The sequence below is a fragment of the Pyxidicoccus xibeiensis genome, assembly GCF_024198175.1.
GTDB lineage: Bacteria > Myxococcota > Myxococcia > Myxococcales > Myxococcaceae > Myxococcus > Myxococcus xibeiensis.
Map to the genome: position 1 here is coordinate 763,248 of NZ_JAJVKV010000001.1, position 20,871 is coordinate 784,118.

The window sequence follows — 20,871 nt, forward strand, 5'->3', positions numbered from 1 at the left end:
CCCGTCCTGAGGTCAACCGGTCCGGCCAGTCCCCTTAAGAATCGGGACGAGCCGCTCGCGGACCTCAGCCATGAATGCTGCCAGTCCATTGTGCCGCCCTCGCTGCTCCAGCACCTCTAGCGGTGTCCCATCCAGACACTGCCGCTCGCGGTCCCAGTCATCCTGAATCAGCTCGTAGAGAGCCCGCTTGATGTCCTTCTTCGCTCCGTGCTCGCTCGCGTCGAGCTCGTGGGACTTGAGAACGGGGTCCATGGACAGGCGCTCCCGAAGGCTACGGAGCCGTGCCATCTCATCGGCGTTGGCAGGCTCGAAGCCCGCGAGCACCCAGGCTTCCCGCTTGGGCTCCGCCAGGGCAATGACCACCTGGAAGGGCCAGGGATGGGTGCTTCGTGCCTGTTCCAGCCCCTCGCGACGCGTCGGGTCGCCGTCACTGTCACGCACCAGCAGCACGGCGTCGGGCCTGCGCTCCAGCGAGGCAAAGAGCAGGAGGGCCTGCCGGGCAATGAATGCATCCGGTCGGCCGGACTCTCCACCGAAGAACCCGAAGAGGCTCTTGATTCCTCGCTGCGCCAGTTCCTCACGCACCTTCTGCCAGCGTATGAACCTGTCCTCTGGGAGCGCGTTGACTCCAGTCCATCTATAGATGGTGTCGCGCACCTCAGGGACGAGCCAGTCGACCTCCGCGGCCAGAACCCGGTCTGCGATGCCACACGCAGTGAGCTGGTCCGCCCGCGCCTCGCAGACGACCCCGAACTCATAGGAGGGCTCACTCATTCGCCGCGGCCCCACCCAGCTTTCCAATCCACTCCTCGCCCACGGTGCTCCAGAACTCGCCTGGGGCCATCAGGCCCTTCCACTTCTCGAACTCAGGATGTGCGGTGAGCTTTTCGCAGCGGGCGAAGCCGTTCTCCGCGAGGAAGGTCATCCGGACTTCCTCCGGGCGCAGATAGTTCAGGATGAAGGGCGAGTGGCTGGTAGCAATGATCTGGAGCCCAGGATCGTTCTTCTGAATTGTGCGTAACGCATCAACAAGGCGAGCTTGAGCTGCCGGATGAAGCGACAGCTCAATATCATCAAGCAACACGAGCCGGGGCTTGCTGGGACCCATGAGTGCAGTGAGAAGCCCGAGCACCATCAGCGTGCCCTCTCCCGCCGCGCCGGGAGAAACACCCTTCGCACCGCGCATGTCGAAGACGATCTGGTTTCCCCAGAGCGTGCGCCTTTCTACGATCTCCTGGTCCTGTTCGTGCGACGCGTAAATCCGCGCCGCTGTCAGCTCTACCGTAGCGCGCTCGATGCGGATGCGACGTACCGCAGGGACGACCAGCTTGAGAGCTCCTTCAATACGGGCAAAGACCTCATCCTCGCTCAGCTTGAGGTAGGCCAGGACGGACGCAAGGCCACTTCCATCCGTCGACATGCTGGGAACGAGTTCCTCGCTGTAGGAAGCCTCCGCGAGCCGGCCTGGGACAAACCGCAAGATCGCGGTCGCGCTCAGTCCAGCCCGAAGCGGCTGGATGGCTTCGAGATCTCCCACCGTCAACGGTCCCATGTTGGCGCTAGGTTTCAAACGGCTGTCGCCAATCCAAAACGTCTGTCCACCCCAAGTGCATGCCAGACCGAATGGCAACTCTCGGAACGTTTTTCGCTGCACCCAATCGGCGGCACTGATGGCTCTCGCCATGCCCTTCATGCCATTCCACCCGCCAAGGGCGCCGAGTTCGACGGGGGACTGGACACCATGCGACTGCACCGGCGGTCCAGGCCAGGAGTCCTTGCCGCCCGCCAACATCGCATTGACGACGGTGGAGAGAAGATGCAGCCCCTCCAGCAGCGTCGTCTTCCCAGACGCATTGGGCCCCACCAGCACCGTGAAGGGCTCCAGCTCCAGGTCGAGCGAGCGGTACGCCTTGAAGTTGCGGAACTGGACCTTCTCGATCACGGCCACCCCTCCTGACGTCGCGCAGCCTACCCCTCTCCCGTGAGGGAGAGGGGAAAGTCCCGCCCGATCAGCTCTTGGTGAGGGGCCGGTACCGGATGCGGTGCGGCTCCAGCGCCTCGGGGCCCAGGCGCTTCTTCTTGTCCGCCTCGTAGTCCTGGAAGTTGCCCTCGAAGAAGAACGCCTTGCTGTCCCCCTCGAACGCCAGGATGTGCGTGGCGATGCGGTCCAGGAACCACCGGTCGTGGCTGATGACCACCGCGCAGCCCGCGAAGCTCAAGAGCGCGTCCTCCAGGCTCCGCAGCGTCTCCACGTCCAGGTCGTTCGTGGGCTCGTCGAGCAGCAGGAGATTCCCACCGCTCTTGAGCATCTTCGCCAGGTGCACGCGGTTGCGCTCGCCGCCGGACAGGTCCTTCACCCGCTTCTGCTGGTCCTGGCCCTTGAACGCGAAGCCCGCCAGGTACGCGCGGCTGGGCACCTGCCCGCCCTTGCCCAGGTCGATGAAGTCCAGCCCGCCGTTCACCTCCTGGAACACCGAGTTGTCGCCGTTCAGCGCGTCGCGGCTCTGGTCCACGTAGGCCAGCTTCACCGTCTCGCCCACCCGCAGCTCGCCCGCGTCCGGCGTCTCCACGCCCGTCATCATCCGGAACAGCGTCGTCTTACCCGCGCCGTTGGGCCCAATCACGCCGACGATTCCGCCCGGCGGCAGCTTGAAGTTCAGGTCGTCCACCAGCAGCCGGTCGCCGTACGCCTTGCGCAGCCCCTTGGCCTCCACCACCAGCCCGCCCAGCTTCGGCGCGGGGGGGATGATGATTTCACCCGTCGCCTCGCGCTTCTCCTGCGACTGGTTGAGCAGGTCCTCGTACGCGGCGATACGCGCCTTGCTCTTCGCCTGGCGCGCCTTGGGCGACTGGCGCACCCACTCCAGCTCGCGCTTGAGCGTCTTCTGCCGGTGGCTCTCCGACTTCTCCTCCAGCGCCAGCCGGTTCTGCTTCTGCTCCAGCCAGCTGGAGTAGTTGCCCTTCCAGGGCACCCCCTCGCCGCGGTCCAGCTCCAGAATCCACTCGGCCGCGTTGTCCAGGAAGTACCGGTCGTGGGTGATGCAGACGATGGTGCCCTTGTACTCCTTCAGCGCCACCTCCAGCCACGCGACGCTCTCCGCGTCCAGGTGGTTGGTGGGCTCGTCCAGCAGCAGCAGGTCCGGCTTCTCCAGGAGGATGCGGCACAGCGCCACGCGGCGCTTCTCACCGCCGGACAGCTTCGTCACGTCCGCGTCGCCCGGGGGCAGCCGCAGCGCGTCCATCGCCATCTCGAGCGTCCGGTCCAGCTCCCAGCCGTTCACCGAGTCGATGTAGTCCTGGAGCCGGCCCTGCTCGGCCAGCAGCTTCTCCATGGCCGCGTCGTCCATGGGCTCGGCGAACTTCGCGCTGACCTCGTTGAAGCGGTCCAGCGCGGCCCGAATCTCCTTCAGGCCCAGCTCCACGTTCCCCTTCACGTCCAGCGTGGGGTCGAGCTGCGGCTCCTGCGCCAGGTAGCCCACCTTCGCCGTGGGGTCCGGCTTGGCCACGCCGAAGAACTCGGTGTCCACGCCCGCCATGATGCGCAGCAGCGTGGACTTACCCGAGCCGTTGGGGCCGATGACACCAATCTTCGCGCCCGGGAAGAACGACAGGTAGATGCCCTTGAGGATCTCCTTGCTGTTCTTGACCTTGCGCAGGTCCTGCATCGTGAAGATGAAATTCTGGGCCATCGCGGCTTTCCTGCCTCCGGCGGGGTGAAGGGCACAGCGGATACCAGGGTGGAACACCGCACTCAAGGCGCGAGCGTCCCTACCGTCCGCAACCCCAAGCCCCCCCGGCGGCCCGAGCACGCCAGCCCGGCCACCGAGCACGGGCCACGGGAGTCTTCCCCGAGGCCCATGCCCGAGGCACCGCTCACAGCCGCCCGAGGTACTCCTGGGCGAGCGCCCGGATGGTCGGGTCCGGGTCGCCGAGGAAGGCCGAGACGAACTGGGGCGAGCGGCTGCGCTCGGCGAGCACCGCGAGCGTCTTGCGGCGCACCGCCGGGTCCGGCTGGCCGGGCATGGCCTGGAGCGCCTGCGCCATGACGGCGTCCAGCGGGGCCAGCTCGTTGAACAGGTCCACCACGCCCAGGCGCACCTCCACGCTCGGGTCTGACATGAAGAGCGAGAAGATGCGGTGGGCCGCCTGCGGGTCGGCCACCTGCCGCAGGGCGCTCGCCGCCGCCAGCCGCACGTTGGCGTCCGGGCTGTCCAGGTAGCGCTCGGCCAGGGCCAGCGTGGCCGGCTCGCCGATGTTGCCCAGGCCCAGGAGCGCCAGCTCCTGACGCTCCGGGTCCTTCGCCCGGGCCAGCGCGTCCACCAGCGCCCCCTGCCACTGCGACACGTCCTCGCCGCGCTCCTTCGCCAGCCGGCCCTGGTGCCCCACCAGCAGCGCCGCGTTGACGGCGATTTCGGCGGGTACGTCCAGCATCTCGCCGCGCAGCGTCTGCAGGAGCGCGTCACGGCCCGTCCACTCCAGCGTGTCCTGCGTGCCGATGCCCTGGAGCGCCGCCGCGTAGCCCTCCTCCGGCATCCCCTTGGAGGCGAGCACGTTGAGCGCGAGCGTCTGTCCCTCGACGCCCAGGCCCACGACCTGGGCCACCACGGCGGACAGCACGTCGGCGGGCACCGGGTCCTTCAGGTCCGTCAGCACGGGGAGCAGCGACTGGCGTGCCACCGCCGGGTGGCTGGAGAAGAGCGACACCAGGTCCTTCAGCAGCGGGCGGGCGTCCTCCGCCTGTGGGTCGAACCGGGGCAGGCGCCGCAGGGCGGCCATCAGCTCCACCAGCTTGCGCTCCACCTCGGCGGGCTCGAGCCCCACCGTCCCGGGCCGGGCGGTGACGGAGGAGCGGGCCGCTTCCGCCACGCGGCGGGGGTCCACGTCCCGCAGGGCCACCAGGTGCTCCTCCAGCGAGGACGGCGGCGCCGTGTCCGCGAAGGCCTCCAGCCCCGCGGGCTGCACGGAGTACGTCTCCTCCACGTCCGAGTCCATGAGCGGGTGGCGCACCTGCGTGCGGAAGCGCGCCTCCACGGCGAGCACCCGCCGCTCCTCCAGGCTGAAGCGGATGCGCGCCTTGCCCATCGTCTTCACGTCCTTCTCGCGCAGGCCCACGCCGTCCGCCTCGGCGGGCGAGGCGTGGTGGAGTTCCTGGTAGTGCTTCGTCTTGCCGACGAGCAGCGTCTGGCCGTCGCGGGCCTCCACCTTGTAGGCGCCGTTGTAGCGGCCGAAGCTGTCGTGCTCCTCGGCGTTCCACTCCTCGGGCGGACGGCCGGGGACGCTGGCGGCCATCAGCTCCAGGACGTTGAAGAGCTGCGGCAGGGCCTGGGGCTTGAGCTCCGGGGCCACCTTCACGCCGAGGACCTTGTTGCGCGGGTCCAGCTGCACGAAGGCCTCGGCGCCGTCGAGCAGCTTCGCCTGCTGCTCGCTGAGGAACGCCTCGTCCTGGGCGGACATCCCGCTGCCGGGGTACGTGGAGCGCGAGCCGGTGTCCTTCCAGCGCAGCCGGACCCAGCGGCCCTCCGCGCCCGGCACCGGCCTCCACTCCAGCAGGCCGGAGACCTTCGTCACCACCTCGGTCTTCGCGTTGTCGGTGGTCACCTGCTGCTTCGCGTTCGGGTCCAGCCCGCTCGCCATCTTCGAGATGTCCAGGGTGAAGCGCAGGTCGTGCTCCACGCGGTAGACGGCGCGCGAGGCCCGCTGGCCCGGCTCGGGGAGCGCGGGCAGCGGCGGTTCGGGGAGCTCCTCGTCCCGTGAGGAGGCAACAGGCGGGGTGGCCGTGGGCGTCGGCTGCGTGCGGCTCAGCAGCAGCCCGGCCGCGGCGAGCAGGGCCGCCACGGCCAGGACGACCGCGGCGACCCTCCGGTGCTTGCTCGGGGGGGTGGACTTCATGGGTTGACTCCTACGGGGTAGAGGATGGGGTCAGCGGCCTAGAGCACGGGGCAGGGAGGCATGCGGCAGGTGCCGCCGCCGTTGCAGTCGACCGGGCAGTTCTCGCCCAGCGAGCAGCGGCCATCGCCGCAGCGGACGATGGTGCAGGTGCCGCCGCAGTCCTCGTTGCAAAGGCAGGACGTCTCGCCGCCGTTGCACACGCCGTCGCCGCAGCTGGGCCACAGGGTGTCGTAGTTGGTCTTCAGCGCCGTGCAGCTGATGGGCGTCAGGCCGGCGAAGCTGGGGTACCAGTACCGCTCGAACAGGGTGGCGGGCGCGCCGTCACCGCCCCAGGTCCCGCTGCCAATCTTGTGCTTCCACGTCTTGTGGCCGATGAAGAACTTCGCGGTGAGGTACGCCTCCAGTGTCCACGACGCCGCCTTGCGCTGGACGTACGCGTTGGAGTGGACGGTGAGGTTCGAGCCGTTGGTCGAGCTGACCTCCATGATGTTCGGCATGTGGTAGTCGAGCAGGTTGGCGGTGCCGTTGATGCCCACCTCGGCGCCCACGTTGAACGCCGACACGTCCACCTTGGCGCCGCCCACCACGGAGCCAATCACCTCCGAGTCCACCGTGCTGGAGGCGTTGCGCGTGGTGAGGTTGTGGCTGGCGGTGTACTGGACCTTCGCCTTGGCGGAGGCCGACAGCGTCGCGGTGACGACCTTGATGGTGTAGGAGAAGGACTTGCTCGCGCCAGGAATCGTCTGGTTGTAGATGACCACGGGCGTGGTGGCCCCCTGGAAGTCGAGGAGCGTCTCCGGGCACGTCAGGCCCGGCAGGTCCGTGAGGTTCTGGGCGGGGACGCAGGACTTGTTGATGGCCTTCTTCCAGACAATCGAGCCGCCGGCCCGGATGTAGATGCCGGCCTGGTTGGTCTTGCAGGCCCGGGCGACGGGCTGCACGTTGGAATACACGTCCAGCGCCGGGTTGGAGTAGGAGCCAATCTCCTTGCCCACGATGAGGAAGCGGGCCCGCGCGCCCAGCTGCGCGTTGGCCGTGTCGATGGCGACGCGCGACGAGTAGTAGCTCCAGCCCTTCATGCCGAGCGCGGAATTGCCCAGGTTCTGGGTGCCGGTGTTCTTCGCGCAGGTGATGGTGTACGTGCTCCCCGAGCCGCTCTCCGTACACGGCTCCGTGGTCGTCGCGTGGATGTCGAAGTTGGGCGGGGGAATCGCGTTGCAGACATACGCCGAGCAGGTGGCGGCGGCGCCCGAATCGGAGATGCACTGGGCGTTGCAGTCCGAGGTGGAGTCGCAGAACGAGGCGCACGGGGCGTCGCGCGTCTCCTCGGGGATGTAGCAGGTGAAGTGGCCGCACCAGCTGGTGTTGCCGTAGTTGTCGGCACATTCGTAGCCGCAGTCGCTGCTGGAGTTACAGACGGCCGAGCAGGATGAAGTCAGGCTGGCGCTGCTGCTGTCGCCGCAGGCGGACTGGAAGTCCGAGCAGCAGTCGCCGTACTCGGAGCAGGACGCGTCGCAGTAGCACGTCCCGGCGGAGCTGCCGCAGTTGTCGACACAGGACTGCGCGGCCGCGGTGTCGGGGATGGCGGCGAGTGCCAGCCCGAACGTCAGCGCCGCGACGCGCAGGACGGGTGAGAGGAGTTGCATGGGGTCTCCGTTGTGAGGGCAGACGGGGAGCGAGCCCCTGCCTGCGATGCAGGAGCGGAATTGCCCGACGTGAGGCAGGTGCTCGGCCCTCTTCCTGGGAACGGAGAAACGGGAATTATGTCGCACGTGTCGCACGCGCGGTTCGTCCCCATTCCGTCCCAGGCCTGCCAGGTCGGGAGGGGACGCCATACCCGCAGTGTCGCGGGCACGGGATTTCCGGCTGTGCGGGAATGGGACGCGGCGGGGGCGCTCAGGCCCGCCGCAACGTGATGACAGCAAGCTCCGGCGGGGCGCCCAGCCGGACCGGGGGCCCGGTGGTGCCGGCGCCGCGATTCACGTACAGCCACGAGCGGCCCTGCCGGTACAGCCCGGCCGTCCACCGGGTGATGAACCGCGCCAGGGACAGGCGGCGGACGCCCGGCACCGCGAGCTGCCCGCCGTGGGTGTGTCCCGAGAGCGTCAGCTCCACGCCTCGGGCCTGCGCCTGGGGAAACAGGTCCGGGTCATGCGCGAGCAGCACCGTGGGCGCGCCCTCGGGACGCGCCGCGAGCGCCCGCCCCAGGTCGTGCCGCGAGGTCCAGGTGTCGTCGACGCCCGCGACATAGAGGCGAGCCCCACCCCGCTCGACGACGACGCCACGGTTGCGCAGCACCTGGAGGCCGTGGCGCTGCAGCTCGCGGACGAAGTGCTCGCCGTCGGTGAAGTAGTCGTGGTTGCCCATGCAGGCGAAGGCGCCGTCCTTCGCGCGCAGGCCGCCGAGTGCGCGCGCGACGGCGTCGACATGGGAGGAGCCGTGGGTAATCAGGTCGCCGGTGACGGTGACGAGGTCCAGGTCCAGCCCGTTGAGGCGCGACACCCAGGAGGCCACGCGCGCCTCGGGCACGTGGGGGCCGCAGTGCACGTCGGAGAGCTGACCGATGCGGTAGCCGTCCAGCTCCGGTGGCAGTCCCTCGACGCGCACGGTGCGCCTGCGCAGGCGGGGCCGGCCGAGGACCGCGTCACCGCCCACCACCAGCGCGAGGCCGCCGGCCAGGGCCCACGTGGCCCCACCCGGCGCGCCGGCCCGGATGGCCAGCAGGGCGGGGAGCATGAGCAGGTCGAACACCAGGCAGGCCGACCACCACCCCAGCGCCAGGTAGGTGGACGGGCTGCGAGGCGTGGCTGTCCAGGGGCTCTCCAGCTTCCGCAGGTAAGGCCAGGAGACGAGCAGCGCCACCACGGCCGGCAGGGGCGTGTGCGTCGCCGCGCAGAGCCAGAGCACCGGCGGGAGCTGGACGACGGTGACGAGGAGGCCCGCCATCAAGGGGAAGCGGCCCTGCAGCAGCGTTCTGAGGGACATCGGTCTGCCGTCTTTAATCGACTTGGGACCCGCGTGCCGGGTCTCGACGTCCGCCTCGGGACGCGCAGGCGGAGAGACGCGCGATTCCCCAGGGGTCCTGACGGGGAATCATCGCGCGCCTGCACCATGGCGCGTCAGGCCCGCCAGCCTGACGTCCCAGCGAGGCCTGCCATGCGGAAGCGACGTTCGAGCCTTGTCGGCAGAGTCCGCTTGGCATCAGCCGCCCCCTCGCAGCGCGACAGCGAGGCCTGCCACGTGGCCAGCGACGTTCGAGCCTCGTCGCCGGAGCCCGCGTGGCACCAGCCATCCCCACCGCACAGCACTACAGCGAGGCCTTCCATGCCGCCAGGTACGTCGCCGCCCCGGCGGCGAAGTCCGTGTGGCGAGGCTCCCAGCCCAGGAGCCTGCGCGCCTTGGACGCATCCGCGGCCTGGTCCATCGCGAGGCACTCGGCCAGCTTCCGCATGGCCTCCGGCGCCTGCGACGGGGGCACGTAGGTGACGCGGGCCTTGCCTCCGGCGGCGCGCACCACCGCGTCCACCATGTCCCTCACCCGCGCCCGCGAGCCATCCGCGAGCAGGAAGACCTCTCCCGCCACGCTCCGCTCCGCCGCCCGCACGTACGCGTCCGCCAGGTCCTCCACGTGCACCATGGCCTGGTGGTTCGCCCCGTCGCCGAAGACGCGCACGTCCCCCTCCACCGCGCCCTGGAACCACATGGCAGTGAGGCTGCCCCCGCGCCCGTACACCGTGGCCGGGCGCAGCACGGCGCCGCGCACTGCGTCCGAGGCCAGCACCCGCCGCTCGAGCGCCGGCCGCCAGGCGACCTTCGCGTGGGGCTGGATGGGCGTGGACTCGTCCACCGGCACGCCGCCCGTGTCGCCCTGAATCCAGATGCCGCTCGTGTAGAGCACCGTGCGCTTCGGCGCCCCCGGCGCCCCGGGCCGCAGGAACACGTCCAGCACCTGCCCGTCCAGCTGCGCCGCGTCCGCGGTGTAGTCCACCGCCGCGTGCACCAGCACGCTCGCCTGCGCCGCCTCGTCCGCCCAGGCCGCGGGCGACTGCAGCGTCCCCAGCACCGGGCGAATCTCCTCCGCCTCCAGCAGCTTCGCCTTGGCCGGCGTGCGCACCAGCCCCGCCACCTCGTGCCCCGCCCGACGGAACGCCCGCGCCACATGGAAACCGATGGTGCCCGTGGCACCCGTGATGAAGACCTTCATGACCGTGCTCCTTGCCGGCGCCAGGACCCTTACCGGCGCTCACAGGCCCAGATGTAGCGCCCACCCCTCGCGCTGATAATCTGGTCCTTCATGGAAGGACTTTTTCCAATCTGGAAAGAGTCCCGAGGAGGGCACGTGGACCAGCTCAGCGCCATGTCGGTGTTCCGGCGGGTGGTGGAGGCAGGCAGCTACTCGGGCGCCGCGCGGGCGCTGAACATCTCCGTGGCCAGCGCGAGCAAGCAGGTGGCGGCGCTGGAGGAGCGGCTGGGCGCGCGGCTGCTCCACCGCACCACGCGCCGGCTGGCGCTCACCGAGGCGGGCCGCGAGTACTACGCCCGCTGCGGCCGCATCCTCGACGAGGTGGCCGAGGCCGAGGCCCGCGTCGCCGAGCGCGAGGCCGCCGTGCGCGGCAACCTGCGCGTCACCGCGCCCTTCTCGTTCGGGCTTTTGCACATGAGCGCGCCGCTCACCGCCTACGCGCGCGCCTGGCCGGACGTGCGCGTGGAGCTGCTGCTGAATGACCGGATGGTGGACCTCGTGGAGGAGGGCTTCGACGTGGCGCTGCGGATGACGGCGCACCCCGCGGACACGTCGCTGGTGGCGGTGAAGCTCGCGCGGGCCCGCCGCGTGCTGTGCGCGGCGCCGGGCTACCTGAAGCGCGAGGGGCGGCCCCGCCGGCCGGCGGACCTCGCGAAGCACCGCTGCCTCATCAACCCGGGCACCTTCTCACCCACCACCTGGCTGCTGCGCGGGCCCGAGGGCCCCCTGGCCGTGGAGGTCCGCGCCACCCTCTCCGTCAACAGCAGCCTCTCCCTGCGCGACGCCGCGCTCGCGGAGCTGGGGCTGGTGCTGATGCCGGAGTTCGTCGTGGCGGAGGAGCTGCGCGACGGGCGCCTGGAGGCCCTGCTCACCACGTACGAGCCGGAGCCCCTGCACATCTACGCCCTGCATCCGCACGGCCGCTTCGTGCCCCGGCGCGTGCGACTCTTCGTGGACACGCTCCGCGCGCACTTCTCGGGCGCGGCGTGGCGGGCCCGCTGAGACGCGGGCGGGCCCGTCCACTACTGCTGGGGCGGGGGCGAGGGCGGAGGCGTGCCACCGTCCTGGGCCGTCTCGGGAATCATCCACTTCCCGCCCTGGATGAAGCCGTGGGCTTCGTTACCGCTCTGGTCCACGACGCGCCTGCCGCTGCCCTCGTTCATCGGCCAGTAGCCGGCCAGGCCCTCCTCGGAAGGGTCTGGGGGCTTCTTCATTCCCTCCTCGAGCTGCTCCTGGGTGCGGGCAACACTCCAGATGCGCACGTCCCGAATCCTGCCCTTGAAGAAGCGCTCGCCACCGCCCCCCTTGGCCCCGATGGCCCAGCGCGCGCTGAGGGGGTAGGCACCACCACCGGCCTGGTCCACTTCGGACATCAGCTCGCCATTGCGGTAGAGCTTCCACTTCTGACCGTCATAGACACCGGCCACGTGCACCCACCGGTTCAGGTCCTGCACGGGCAGGGTCATGTACGCGAAGGCATAGGGCTTTCCCGTCATGTACGAGCCGACCTGGTAGTACCTGCCGCTGACGCGCAGAGCGATTTCCTCGGATGCGTTGGTCGCGGTGTAGCCCCGGGCCACGATGTTCTGGACGGTGTCGGCGGACGTCGGCCGAATCCACGCCTCGAGGGTGATGGGCCCCGTGATTTCCAGCGCCAGGGGCTCGCCCAGGTCCACATAGGTGCTGGTCCCGTTGAACTCCAGCACCGGGGCCGGAGGCGGCGGCTGGGCCGGGGCCTCCGTCACCGGAGGGCCGGAGCCACCCGTGCCCGGCCCCTCCTCCTCGGCGGGTCCCCGGCGCGACACCAGCACGCCCACCAGCACCATGATGAGGACGGCCGCCGCGGCCGCCGCGGGAATCCACCAGGGAATCTTCTTCTTGGCGACGATGACCGGGGCCGGGACGCGGAACGACACCGGTGGGCCCTCGGCGAAGTGCTCGTCGGGGTTGGCCTGGTCGACCACCAGCAGGTGGAAGCCATGCTCGCCCCCGGCCTGGGACGCGGGGACGGCCGTCTTGACGGTGAAGACATGCGTGCCGTCCCGGGGGAAGTCCCGCTCCGTCTCATCCACGATGGAGAACCACCCCGGAGGAGTCGTCCCCTCGGGAACGATGACGGCCCTCCCCCGGACGGGGCGGCCGAGCGAGTTGGTGACGGTGAAGGCCACCTCCCCACGCCGGCTCGAATCCAGCCTCAGCGTGGGCGACGTGGTGGTGATGTCGAACGCCCGGGCCATGAAGCTCCTCCATTCACGAACGGTGGGACAGGTCCGCATGCCCCTTTCCCGGAACCTGGGCACCGCCCGCGTCACCTGGCATCGTCCAGGGATGGGCGTGGGCAGGCATACCGAGCCCCCGGCACTTCCACCTTCCCTCCCCCGGGTCTCACTCCAAGCGCCATGGGTGGACGCTCGCGCGCGAGCACGTCGCGGACATGGGGTGGCGGGCGTGCCGGGCGCGGGCCTGGCTGTCACGGTGGTGACGTGGGCGCGCCTGCCTGCGGCGGCGCGTCGGGCGTCCACTGCTCGAGGCCCTGGATGAAGCCGTGGGCCTCGTTGCCGCTGTGGTCCTGGACGTTGTTGCCCTGTCCCTCGTCGAGGGGCCAGTAACCGGCCAGGCCCTTCGCGTTCTCGTCCGGAGGATGGCTCATTCCCTCGCGGAGCTGCTCCGGGGTGCGGGCGACACGCCAGATGCGCACGTCCCGGATGTTGCCCTTGAAGAAGCGCTCGCCACCACTGCCCTTGGCGCCGATGGCCCAGCGGGCGTCGAGGGGGAAGACACCGCCCCCGGGATGGGAAGCCTCGGCTAGCAGCTCGCCATTGCGGTAGAGCCTCCACTTGTCACCGTCATGGACGGCGGCGAGGTGCACCCACTGGTCCAGGTCCTGCGCGGGTATGGACGCAAGCGCGAAACCGGAGCCCTTTCCATCCATGTTCGATCTGGCCTGATAGTAGCCCGACACGATGCCCAGGACGACGCCCCCTCCGTTGGGACTCGGGACGTAGCCCAGGGACACGATGTTCTGGAGTCCCTCGGAGCTCGTCGGACGAATCCACGCCTCGAGGGTGATGGGACCGGTGACTTCCAGTGCCGGAGGCTCGCCCAGGTCCACGTAGGTCGAGCTCCCGTCGAAGGCGAGCACCATGGCCTGGGGTTGCGCCTGCTGGCCGGAGCCTCCCGTGCCCTCGTCCTGGCCCCGGCGCGCCAGCAGCACGCCCACCAGCACCATGATGAGGACAGCCGCCGCGGCCGAAGCGGGAATCCACCAGGGGAAGCGCCTCCGGGCGATGACGCTCGGGGCAGTCACCTTGAATGCCACCAGCGGACCGTCCGCGAAGTGCTCGTCGGGATTGGCCTGGTCGACGACGAGCAGGCGGAAGGCATGCTCGCCCACGGCCTGTGAGGGCGGGACGGCCACCCTGACGTGGAAGACGTGGGTGCCGTCCCGGGGGAAGTCCCGCTCGGCCTCGCCCGCGAGCGAGAACCACTCTGGAGGCGTCGCCCCCTCGGGAACGACGGTGGCCCTGCCCTGGACGGGCTGGCCGAGCGAGTTGGTGACGGTGAAGCCCACCTCCCCGCGCCGGCTTCCGTCCAGCTTCAGCATGGGCGACGGGGTGGTGATGTCGAACGCCCGGGCCATGAAGCACCTCCATTCACGAATGGCGCCTCACCGGAAGCTGGCCACCCCCGCCAGCAGTCGCACTGTCCACCCGACAGGGACAGGCCCACCGAGCCCCCGGCGCCTCCGCCCTCCCTCCCCCGCGTCGGACCCGTCCTGGCGAGCCGCGCCCTCTTCAGGGCGTGTCCATGGCCGTCGGCTCCGCCTTCCAGCGCTCCAGCTGCTCCTTCGAGGGGAAGCCCGTCACGCGGTAGCGCTCCGGATACAGGCCCAGCTCGGGCATGAGCAGCAGGCCGGCATCGCGCACGACCAGGTCCCAGCGGACGACGGCCACCGGAGGCGCCTTGGGGCCGAGCTTCTCGTCCATGAAGAGCAGGATGTCCGCGCGCGGCAGCAGCGTGTCGATGCCGCTGACCCAGACCGCCTGGCCGAACGAGCGGCCATGCTCATCCTGCTCCGGGATGTAGCCCGCGACGAAGAGGTCCGTGCCCTCCCGCTCATGCTGCTGGTCGAGCCGCTCGGCCTGCTCCGCGTAGTCGCGCGCCAGGCTCGACACCGCGAGCCGCTGGAGGAGGCTCCGCGCGGGATGACCGGCATCGGGGAGGAAGGGCTTCCAGCCCTCGGCGGTGAGGCGCAGGGCGCGTCCGTCCACCGGGCGCGGTGCCTGCATCGCGAGCTGCGCCACCTCCGCCACCTTGCGCAGGCCCTCCGCGTCCTTCGAGCCGGTGAGCAGCAGCGTGTCCCGGTTGGGGACCAGGGCCACGGGCTCGCCGCGCACCTCGCAGCGGCGCACCACCTCCGCCAGCAGCAGCCGCGAGGCGCCATAGCTGTCATTCGTGGAGAGCGCGCAGGCGCCCGGGGCCACCGGGGTCATCGGCTCCACGCCGAGCCGCCGCAGGTTCGCCAGGGCGTCGGCGTAGGCCCTGTCGAACGTGACGCCCCAGCGCACCAGGTCCTCCGGAGGGACGTAGCGCATGGCGTCCGGAGTGTCCTGGACGAGCGCCACGGCCAGCACCTCGCCCAGCGGGCGCCACGACACGGGGCCCTTGCCGCCCAGGGGGCCGCCGGTGTGCGCGGTGAGCAGCTCGAAGCTGGCGCGGGGGCGCACCACGAGCATCAGGTCCGGACGCGCCTGTTCGTAGGTCTCCGGCGCGTCGACGGGCAGGTTCGCCTTCGTCAGGCGCGCGAGCACCTCGCCGCGACGCTCGGGCGGGGTGGCCTGGTACTCGCGGTAGAAGTTGGTGAGGAAGATGACCATGCCCGCGCCGCCGTCCGGGCCCTGCGTCTGGATGCGGAAGTGCTCCGGCTCGTAGCGACCCTCGCCGGGAAAGCCCGCGGCGCGGAGCGCCTCCAGGGCCTGCTGGGCGAAGGCGGCGCGCTCCCGCTCCTCGGCTTGCGCTTCTTCGTCCTCGGAAGGCGGCTCCGCCGCGCTCGTGGTGGAGGTGGCGGGGGCGCCCTCCTGCGCGGTCGCGTCATCACGTCCGCTGGTGAGGACCAGCCCGACGACGAACACTCCAGCCAGGACCCCGAAGAGGGCCGCCTTTGACAGCGTGTGACGTGACATGTCCGGGCTCCATCCCGTGCGCGAACCCGGGCAGACCGCACCGGTTCGGGGTGGATGCTACCGCACGACCTGCCCACGAAGCCGGTGCACTGGCAGTGCGCGCAGAGGGCACTTCCGACTTACAGTCCCTCGAGCTTCGTCACCCAGGCATTGAAGCGAGGACAGACTGCCCGAAGACTCGCGAGCCCGGTCGACTCGACCACGAGCGGCCCATGCAAGGTCTTCCTGTAGCTGGGAACCCTGGCCAGGAGCCGCTTGGAAGGCGCTGTCTCGGGGCCATCGTTCACGTCCTCGGGCGCCAGCGCCGCGACCTCGGAGCGGAGCTGCGCGAGCCCCGCCACGTCCGCCCCCGCGTCAAGGAGCAGGGCCAGCGCATGCAGCCCGGCCAGCACCAGCGCCTCAAACTCGTGCCGCTGGGTATAGGGGATGAAGCGATGGTCATTGAACTGCTTGGACATCACCGTCTCCACCTCGGACGCCCGTTGACGGGTATCCGCGATCTTGGAGAGCGCGTCGAGCTGGGGAAAGTCCCTGGGCAGCCCATAGAGGTCAATCAGCGTGGTGAAGGCCACGTCGGGCCCTGGGTTGTCACCCATGATGCGCCTCAAGTCCTTGACCCAGTTCCGCCACGGGCCCCCGCCCTTGTTCAGCTTGGCGCCGGTGAGCGCGTCGCGGCGGTTCGTCACGATGATGGGGAACGTGAAGATGGAGCGCTCCTGCAGGTGCGGAGCGAGGACGCCTTTCACGAACCCTTCCTCGGTCGGCCCTTCCACCACGACAAAGAGACGCTTCACGGGCGCCCCCCCAGGACGTTCTTGTCGTAGAGCTCGGACAGGCTGTAGTCCTCGAGCCAGCCCGCGAGCTGACCCGGGTCCAGCCGCCGGAAGGTGGTGGCCCCCTCCGCTCGCTCCGTGACGACCACCTCCTGGGGCTCGAAGAGGTCCAGCAGCGCGGGCGACTGGGTCGCCAGCAGGACCTGCGCGTGGGTGCTGACGGAGCGGACTAGACTGGCGAGGATGCCGAGCGCCGCGGGATGGAGCCCGAGCTCCGGCTCATCGATGCTGAGGAACGCGGGCAGCGACTCCACGGGCTGACCGAGCGCGGTGAACAGCGCGATGCAGCGCAGCGTTCCGTCAGAGAGGTGGTGCGGGCCGAAGAGCTGGTCCCGTTCGTCTATCCAGTCCAGCCGCACGCTCGAGGTCTCCGGATGCGCCGGGTCGACCAGCGTCGGCTGGAGCGCCTTGATGAAGGGCGCCACACGCCTGACGAGCTGGCTGATGCGACGCCACGACGCCTGCTTTGCGGGCTCTTCACTCGTCGAGAGCGCTCGGAGGTAGGCGGCCAGGTTGCTTCCATCGGACCGCAGGAACCGCACGTCCTCCTGGCGTGAGTTCTGGCGCAGCGGAGCCGCGAAGGAGGTGTCGTGGAAGTGAAAGAAGTTCGTCCTCGACAGCCACCACCGCACGACCTTCGCCGTCGGGTTGCCCTGCTCGCCCGCCGCCTCTTCCAGCATCGACTCCTTGTGTCCCGCCCCCAACGACGTGACCTTGAACTCGGCGCTCCCAGAGGGCCGGTACTCCACGGTCTCGTCCAGGTAGAGCAGCGTATCTCCTGCCGCATAGCCCAGCCGGGTGCTGTAGGCGTTCGCGCCCGTCTGCTGCTCGAACTCCAGCCGGATGCCGATCTCCCGCGTTAGCTTGGGCCCGTAGTGCAGAAGCGCGGACGCTCCGCCGGCCTCACCGACGTACCGGCGGAGCGACTGCGTCCGCATCAGCGCAATCATCCTCAACAGGGAGAGCAGGTTCGATTTGCCCGCCCCGTTGGCGCCGATGAGCACCGTCACGCGGCCTGGCCTCAGCTCGACGCTCCGGAGCGACCTGTACCCTTCGACCTGGATGCGCGTGATGGCTTTGTTCTCAGGGGACATGGGTCGCTCTCCTCCCGCCTTGGCGCGCGGCAAGGTACCCGGCTCCCCCTGGCCCGACAAGGAACGCTCCGCACCGTTCACTGCCAACAGACGAGCAAGCGCGCCGTGCGCGAAGGTGTTAGACGAAGCGGCGCCATGTCCGCCCCCACTCCCGCCCTCGAGCTGCAGGGACTCTCCAAGCGCTACGGCAACTTCACCGCGCTGCACTCCATGGACCTCACCATCCGTCCGGGAGAAATCTTCGCGCTGCTCGGCCCCAACGGCGCCGGCAAGACGACGATGATTGGCAGCGTGTGCGGCCTGGTGAAGAAGACGGCCGGCACCATCCGCGTCTTCGGCAGCGACCTCGACAAGGACCCCGTCGCCCCGCGCTATGACATCGGCCTCGTCCCGCAGGAGATCAACTTCGACCCGTTCTTCACCGTGGCCGAGTCCCTGCGCATCCAGCTCGGCTTCTACGGCCGCCCCCGCGACGACGCCCGCATCGACGAGGTCCTCACCGCCCTCAACCTCGCCGCGAAGAAGGACTCGCTCACCCGCGCGCTGTCCGGCGGCATGAAGCGCCGGCTGCTCATCGCCAAGGCGCTGGTGCACAAGCCCCGCCTCGTCTTCCTGGACGAGCCCACCGCGGGCGTGGACGTGGAGCTGCGCCGCGACTTGTGGACCTACGTCCGCAGGCTGGCCACCGAGGGGACCACCATCGTCCTCACCACGCACTACCTGGAAGAGGCCGAGGAGCTGGCGGACCGCGTGGGCATCATCAACGAGGGCAAGCTGCTCATGGTGGAGGACAAGGCCACCCTGCTGCGCCGCTTCGGCGAGCGCCGCGTCGTCGTCACCTTCGAGCAGCCCCAGGCCGCCCTCTCCGAGGCCGGCCGCCGCTTCTCCGCACGCCTTTCCGAGGACGGCCGCGCCCTCACCTACGTCGAGCGCGAGGGCTGTGCGCCCTCGGGCGAGCTGCTCCGCGCGCTGTACGCGGAAGGTCAGCCCATCGCCGACGTGGAGACGCGCCGCTCCCGCATGGAGGACGTGCTGATTGAAATCCTCCGCGGCCGCCCGCAGCAGGCCGCCTGAACCCACGCCCCCCGCGCCCCCACACCATGAACGTCCTCGGGATGAAGACGCTGTTCGCGAAGGAGGTCCGGCGCTTCATGCGCGTGCCGGGCCAGACCGTCCTGTCGCCCCTCATCAGCACCACGCTGTATTTCATCGTCTTCGGCTACTCCATCTCCGGCCGCATCCAGACGGTGGAAGGCTCGCCGTACCTGCACTTCATCGTCCCGGGGCTCGTCTTCCTCGGCATCGTCAACAACGCCTTCCTCAACAGCTCCTCGTCCCTGTTCATCACCAAGATTCAGGGCACGGTGGTGGACCTGCTGGTGTCCCCGCTGGGGCCCGGCGAGCTGATGGCCGGCTTCATCGGCGGCGCCATGGTGCGCGGCCTCGTGGTGGGCGGCCTCACCTGGGCGGTGGCCGCGCTCTTCACCGGCTTCAGCCTGGAGCACGCGTGGGTGGCCGCGTACTTCCTCCTGCTCTCCTCCTACGTCTTCAGCGTGCTGGGCATGCTCGCGGCCGTCTGGGCGGAGAAGTTCGAGCAGATCAACTTCTTCCCCACCTTCGTGATGCTGCCCCTCACCTTCCTGGGCGGCGTCTTCTACTCGGTGCGGGAGCTGCCCTCGCCGTGGAACACCGTCAGCCTCTTCAACCCCATGGTCTACATGGTGGAGGGGCTGCGCTACGGCATGCTCGGCCGCAGCATCTACTCGCCCCTGGGCGGCGGCCTCATCCTGGCCGGCGTCGCCCTGGTGGCCACCCTCGTGACCTGGTTCGTGTTGCGTTCCGGATACAAGATGAAGGCCTGAGGGCGGCCCCGCACCTACATTGGCCCCCTGGAGAGGGGGCCCTGTGGGGTAATGGCTGACCGGCCATTTCCCAACCGGTGAGAAACAGGGCTATTCTCCGCCGCACATCATGGCTGTGCCATTCGGTAAGTACGAGCTGTTGCGGAAGATTGCCTCCGGGGGAATGGGGCAGATCTTCCTGGCCCGCGAGCACGGGACGGGCTTCGAGCGACTTGTCGTCCTCAAGCTCATCCTCCCCCACCTCGCGGAGGACGATGAGTTCCTCTCCATGTTCCTCGATGAGGCGGGCCTGGTTGCGCGCCTGACGCACCCCAACCTCATCACCATCCTCGACCTCACGGAAATCGAGGGACGGCACTGCCTGGCCATGGAGTACGTCCAGGGTGACGACCTGCGTCGTCTGGACAAGTTCTCCCGGGCGCAGAGCAGGCCGATGCCGGTGGGCTTGATTCTCCGCGTCATCGCGGACGCGGCGGCGGGGCTCCACTACGCGCACGAGGCGCGTGACGCGCAGGGCAAGCCGCTGCGGCTGGTGCACCGCGACGTGTCCCCGCAGAACATCCTCGTCGGCTTCGACGGCGGGGTGAAGGTCATCGACTTCGGCGTGGCCAAGGCGGCCACCAGCAGCCAGAACACGGCCACCGGCGTCCTCAAGGGGAAGTACCCCTACATGTCCCCCGAGCAGGCGAGCGGGCAGGCCATCGACGCGCGCAGCGACTTGTTCGCGCTGGGCGTCGTGATGTGGGAGCTGCTGACGGGCAAGCGCCTCTTCAAGGGCGACTCGGACATGATGACGCTGCGGCTGGTGAAGGACTGCGTGGTGCCGCGGCCCTCTCAGCTCAACCCCAAGCTGCCGCCGGGGCTGGATGAGGTGGTGCTCAAGGCGCTGGCGCCCACGCCAGACGCGCGCTACCCGGACTGCGGCGCCTTCCGGCTGGCGCTGGAGGACTACACGCTCAACCTGCGGCTGCCCTCCAGCAGCGCGCACCTGTCCGCGTACCTGCGCGAGGTGTACGCCGAGCGCATCGCCACGGAGGCGGACCCGGCGAAGCTGGACCAGCTCGCCGAGGACTCGGACCTGGACTCGCGCTCCAACTCCTCGATGAGCGGCGTGGGCGGTGGGCCGCGCTCGTCCGCGTCGCGCGCGCTGGGCCGCTCGGTGCAGGGCCCCGGCCCGGCCACGCGCTCGCGCCAGGCGGGGTCCCCGCCGCCGCCCCCGCAGCAGCTGGAGAAGACGCGAGGCACCGCGCCGCTGGCCCGTCCTCCCGAGGAGCCCCGGCGCGTGCCCTGGGTGCCGGTGGCCGCCGCGGGCGTGGGCCTGCTGCTGGCGGGCGCCGCCGTCGTCTTCCTGCGCACGCCCGCGGAGGCGACGCCGGTGGTGCAGCCGGCGCAGCCCCAGCCGGTGGTGGCGGTGCCGCACACGCCGGAGCCGCTCCCGACGAAGGTCCCCACGCAGGACAGGCCCCAGGCCGTCGCGGGCGTGGAGCTGCCGGTCATCACCGAGCCCCCCGGGGCCACGGTGAGCGTCAACGGCGAGGAGCGCGGTGAGACGCCGCTGCGCCTGAAGCTCGCGCCGGGCGACGGGCCGGTGTCGGTGACGCTCGCGCTCAACGGGTACGAGCCGGTGACGCGGCAGGTGTCCCCCACGGACGACGAGCTGCGGCTGGAGCTGCGGCGCCAGGCCGGCAAGGCCAACGGCGGGAAGAAGCACACGGGCTCCGGGCAGGGCGGGAACCTGGGCATCAAGACGGGCCGCTGAGCCCTCGA

General features: G+C 70.0%; 16 protein-coding genes. 4 read left to right on the plus strand and 12 right to left on the minus strand.

The annotated features are described in order from the left end of the window. Positions 1-12: 12 nt before the first annotated feature. The 7 genes from LXT23_RS03080 to LXT23_RS03110 all read right to left on the minus strand — a co-directional run bounded on the left by LXT23_RS03080 (position 13) and on the right by LXT23_RS03110 (position 10,093). Positions 13-774 (minus strand): hypothetical protein, encoded by a 762-nt coding sequence (locus tag LXT23_RS03080; RefSeq protein ID WP_253978546.1) that lies wholly within the window; start codon positions 772-774, stop codon positions 13-15. Then, the gene (locus tag LXT23_RS50275) at positions 767-1,942 is read right to left on the minus strand and encodes an AAA family ATPase (RefSeq protein ID WP_253978547.1); all 1,176 of its coding nucleotides are present in this window, start codon (positions 1,940-1,942) and stop codon (positions 767-769) included. Before LXT23_RS50275 ends, LXT23_RS03080 begins: the two co-directional genes overlap by 8 nt. A gap of 67 nt (positions 1,943-2,009) precedes the next feature. Further along, complete coding sequence (ettA, locus tag LXT23_RS03090) at positions 2,010-3,689, minus strand: energy-dependent translational throttle protein EttA (protein WP_253978548.1); 1,680 nt, start codon at positions 3,687-3,689, stop codon at positions 2,010-2,012. A 184-nt stretch (positions 3,690-3,873) separates the two neighbouring features. Then, a complete protein-coding gene (locus LXT23_RS03095) occupies positions 3,874-5,889 on the minus strand; it encodes a HEAT repeat domain-containing protein (RefSeq protein WP_253978549.1) in 2,016 nt (671 codons plus the stop codon). Positions 5,890-5,927: 38 nt separating this feature from the next. Then, the gene (locus LXT23_RS03100; RefSeq protein WP_253978550.1) at positions 5,928-7,535 is read right to left on the minus strand and encodes a hypothetical protein; all 1,608 of its coding nucleotides are present in this window, start codon (positions 7,533-7,535) and stop codon (positions 5,928-5,930) included. A 250-nt stretch (positions 7,536-7,785) separates the two neighbouring features. Continuing rightward, positions 7,786-8,874: a metallophosphoesterase gene (locus tag LXT23_RS03105; RefSeq protein ID WP_253978551.1), complete on the minus strand. Its 1,089-nt coding sequence runs from the start codon at positions 8,872-8,874 to the stop codon at positions 7,786-7,788. 322 nt (positions 8,875-9,196) lie between these two features. Continuing rightward, the gene (locus tag LXT23_RS03110) at positions 9,197-10,093 is read right to left on the minus strand and encodes an NAD-dependent epimerase/dehydratase family protein (RefSeq protein WP_253978552.1); all 897 of its coding nucleotides are present in this window, start codon (positions 10,091-10,093) and stop codon (positions 9,197-9,199) included. A gap of 135 nt (positions 10,094-10,228) precedes the next feature. On the opposite strand from LXT23_RS03110, the gene LXT23_RS03115 reads away from it, so the two are divergent. After that, positions 10,229-11,134 (plus strand): LysR family transcriptional regulator, encoded by a 906-nt coding sequence (locus tag LXT23_RS03115; RefSeq protein ID WP_253978553.1) that lies wholly within the window; start codon positions 10,229-10,231, stop codon positions 11,132-11,134. Positions 11,135-11,154: 20 nt separating this feature from the next. On the opposite strand, the gene LXT23_RS03120 is transcribed toward LXT23_RS03115, so the two are convergent. From LXT23_RS03120 to LXT23_RS03140, 5 genes are all read right to left on the minus strand, one after another. After that, positions 11,155-12,369, minus strand: a complete 1,215-nt coding sequence (locus tag LXT23_RS03120; RefSeq protein WP_253978554.1) for a LamG domain-containing protein — start codon at positions 12,367-12,369, stop codon at positions 11,155-11,157. A 233-nt stretch (positions 12,370-12,602) separates the two neighbouring features. Further along, entirely contained in the window at positions 12,603-13,772 is a 1,170-nt protein-coding gene (locus LXT23_RS03125) for a LamG domain-containing protein (protein WP_253978555.1), read from the minus strand. 154 nt (positions 13,773-13,926) lie between these two features. After that, positions 13,927-15,315 (minus strand): hypothetical protein, encoded by a 1,389-nt coding sequence (locus tag LXT23_RS03130; RefSeq protein ID WP_253978556.1) that lies wholly within the window; start codon positions 15,313-15,315, stop codon positions 13,927-13,929. Between the two features lie 119 nt (positions 15,316-15,434). Then, entirely contained in the window at positions 15,435-16,109 is a 675-nt protein-coding gene (locus LXT23_RS03135; RefSeq protein WP_323378743.1) for a DUF4276 family protein, read from the minus strand. Beyond that, positions 16,106-17,242 (minus strand): AAA family ATPase, encoded by a 1,137-nt coding sequence (locus LXT23_RS03140; protein ID WP_253978558.1) that lies wholly within the window; start codon positions 17,240-17,242, stop codon positions 16,106-16,108. The genes LXT23_RS03135 and LXT23_RS03140 overlap by 4 nt, the downstream gene beginning before the upstream one ends. 135 nt (positions 17,243-17,377) lie before the next feature. On the opposite strand from LXT23_RS03140, the gene LXT23_RS03145 reads away from it, so the two are divergent. From LXT23_RS03145 to LXT23_RS03155, 3 genes are all read left to right on the plus strand, one after another. Further along, a complete protein-coding gene (locus LXT23_RS03145) occupies positions 17,378-18,316 on the plus strand; it encodes an ABC transporter ATP-binding protein (protein WP_253978559.1) in 939 nt (312 codons plus the stop codon). A 26-nt stretch (positions 18,317-18,342) separates the two neighbouring features. Then, positions 18,343-19,104, plus strand: coding sequence for an ABC transporter permease (locus LXT23_RS03150; RefSeq protein WP_256560495.1), 762 nt, complete (start codon positions 18,343-18,345; stop codon positions 19,102-19,104). 109 nt (positions 19,105-19,213) lie between these two features. Then, complete coding sequence (locus tag LXT23_RS03155) at positions 19,214-20,863, plus strand: serine/threonine protein kinase (RefSeq protein ID WP_253978561.1); 1,650 nt, start codon at positions 19,214-19,216, stop codon at positions 20,861-20,863. The last annotated feature ends 8 nt before the right edge of the window (positions 20,864-20,871 follow it).

What these genes read in the sequence shown, in the direction of transcription:
- LXT23_RS03080 (WP_253978546.1), bottom strand. Translation starts at nt 774, where the DNA reads ATGAGTGAGCCCTCCTATGAGTTCGGGGTCGTCTGCGAGGCGCGGGCG.
- ettA (WP_253978548.1), bottom strand. Translation starts at nt 3,689, where the DNA reads ATGGCCCAGAATTTCATCTTCACGATGCAGGACCTGCGCAAGGTCAAG.
- LXT23_RS03095 (WP_253978549.1), bottom strand. Translation starts at nt 5,889, where the DNA reads ATGAAGTCCACCCCCCCGAGCAAGCACCGGAGGGTCGCCGCGGTCGTC.
- LXT23_RS03100 (WP_253978550.1), bottom strand. Translation starts at nt 7,535, where the DNA reads ATGCAACTCCTCTCACCCGTCCTGCGCGTCGCGGCGCTGACGTTCGGG.
- LXT23_RS03105 (WP_253978551.1), bottom strand. Translation starts at nt 8,874, where the DNA reads ATGTCCCTCAGAACGCTGCTGCAGGGCCGCTTCCCCTTGATGGCGGGC.
- LXT23_RS03110 (WP_253978552.1), bottom strand. Translation starts at nt 10,093, where the DNA reads ATGAAGGTCTTCATCACGGGTGCCACGGGCACCATCGGTTTCCATGTG.
- LXT23_RS03120 (WP_253978554.1), bottom strand. Translation starts at nt 12,369, where the DNA reads ATGGCCCGGGCGTTCGACATCACCACCACGTCGCCCACGCTGAGGCTG.
- LXT23_RS03125 (WP_253978555.1), bottom strand. Translation starts at nt 13,772, where the DNA reads ATGGCCCGGGCGTTCGACATCACCACCCCGTCGCCCATGCTGAAGCTG.
- LXT23_RS03130 (WP_253978556.1), bottom strand. Translation starts at nt 15,315, where the DNA reads ATGTCACGTCACACGCTGTCAAAGGCGGCCCTCTTCGGGGTCCTGGCT.
- LXT23_RS03140 (WP_253978558.1), bottom strand. Translation starts at nt 17,242, where the DNA reads ATGTCCCCTGAGAACAAAGCCATCACGCGCATCCAGGTCGAAGGGTAC.
- LXT23_RS03145 (WP_253978559.1), top strand. Translation starts at nt 17,378, where the DNA reads ATGTCCGCCCCCACTCCCGCCCTCGAGCTGCAGGGACTCTCCAAGCGC.
- LXT23_RS03150 (WP_256560495.1), top strand. Translation starts at nt 18,343, where the DNA reads ATGAACGTCCTCGGGATGAAGACGCTGTTCGCGAAGGAGGTCCGGCGC.
- LXT23_RS03155 (WP_253978561.1), top strand. Translation starts at nt 19,214, where the DNA reads ATGGCTGTGCCATTCGGTAAGTACGAGCTGTTGCGGAAGATTGCCTCC.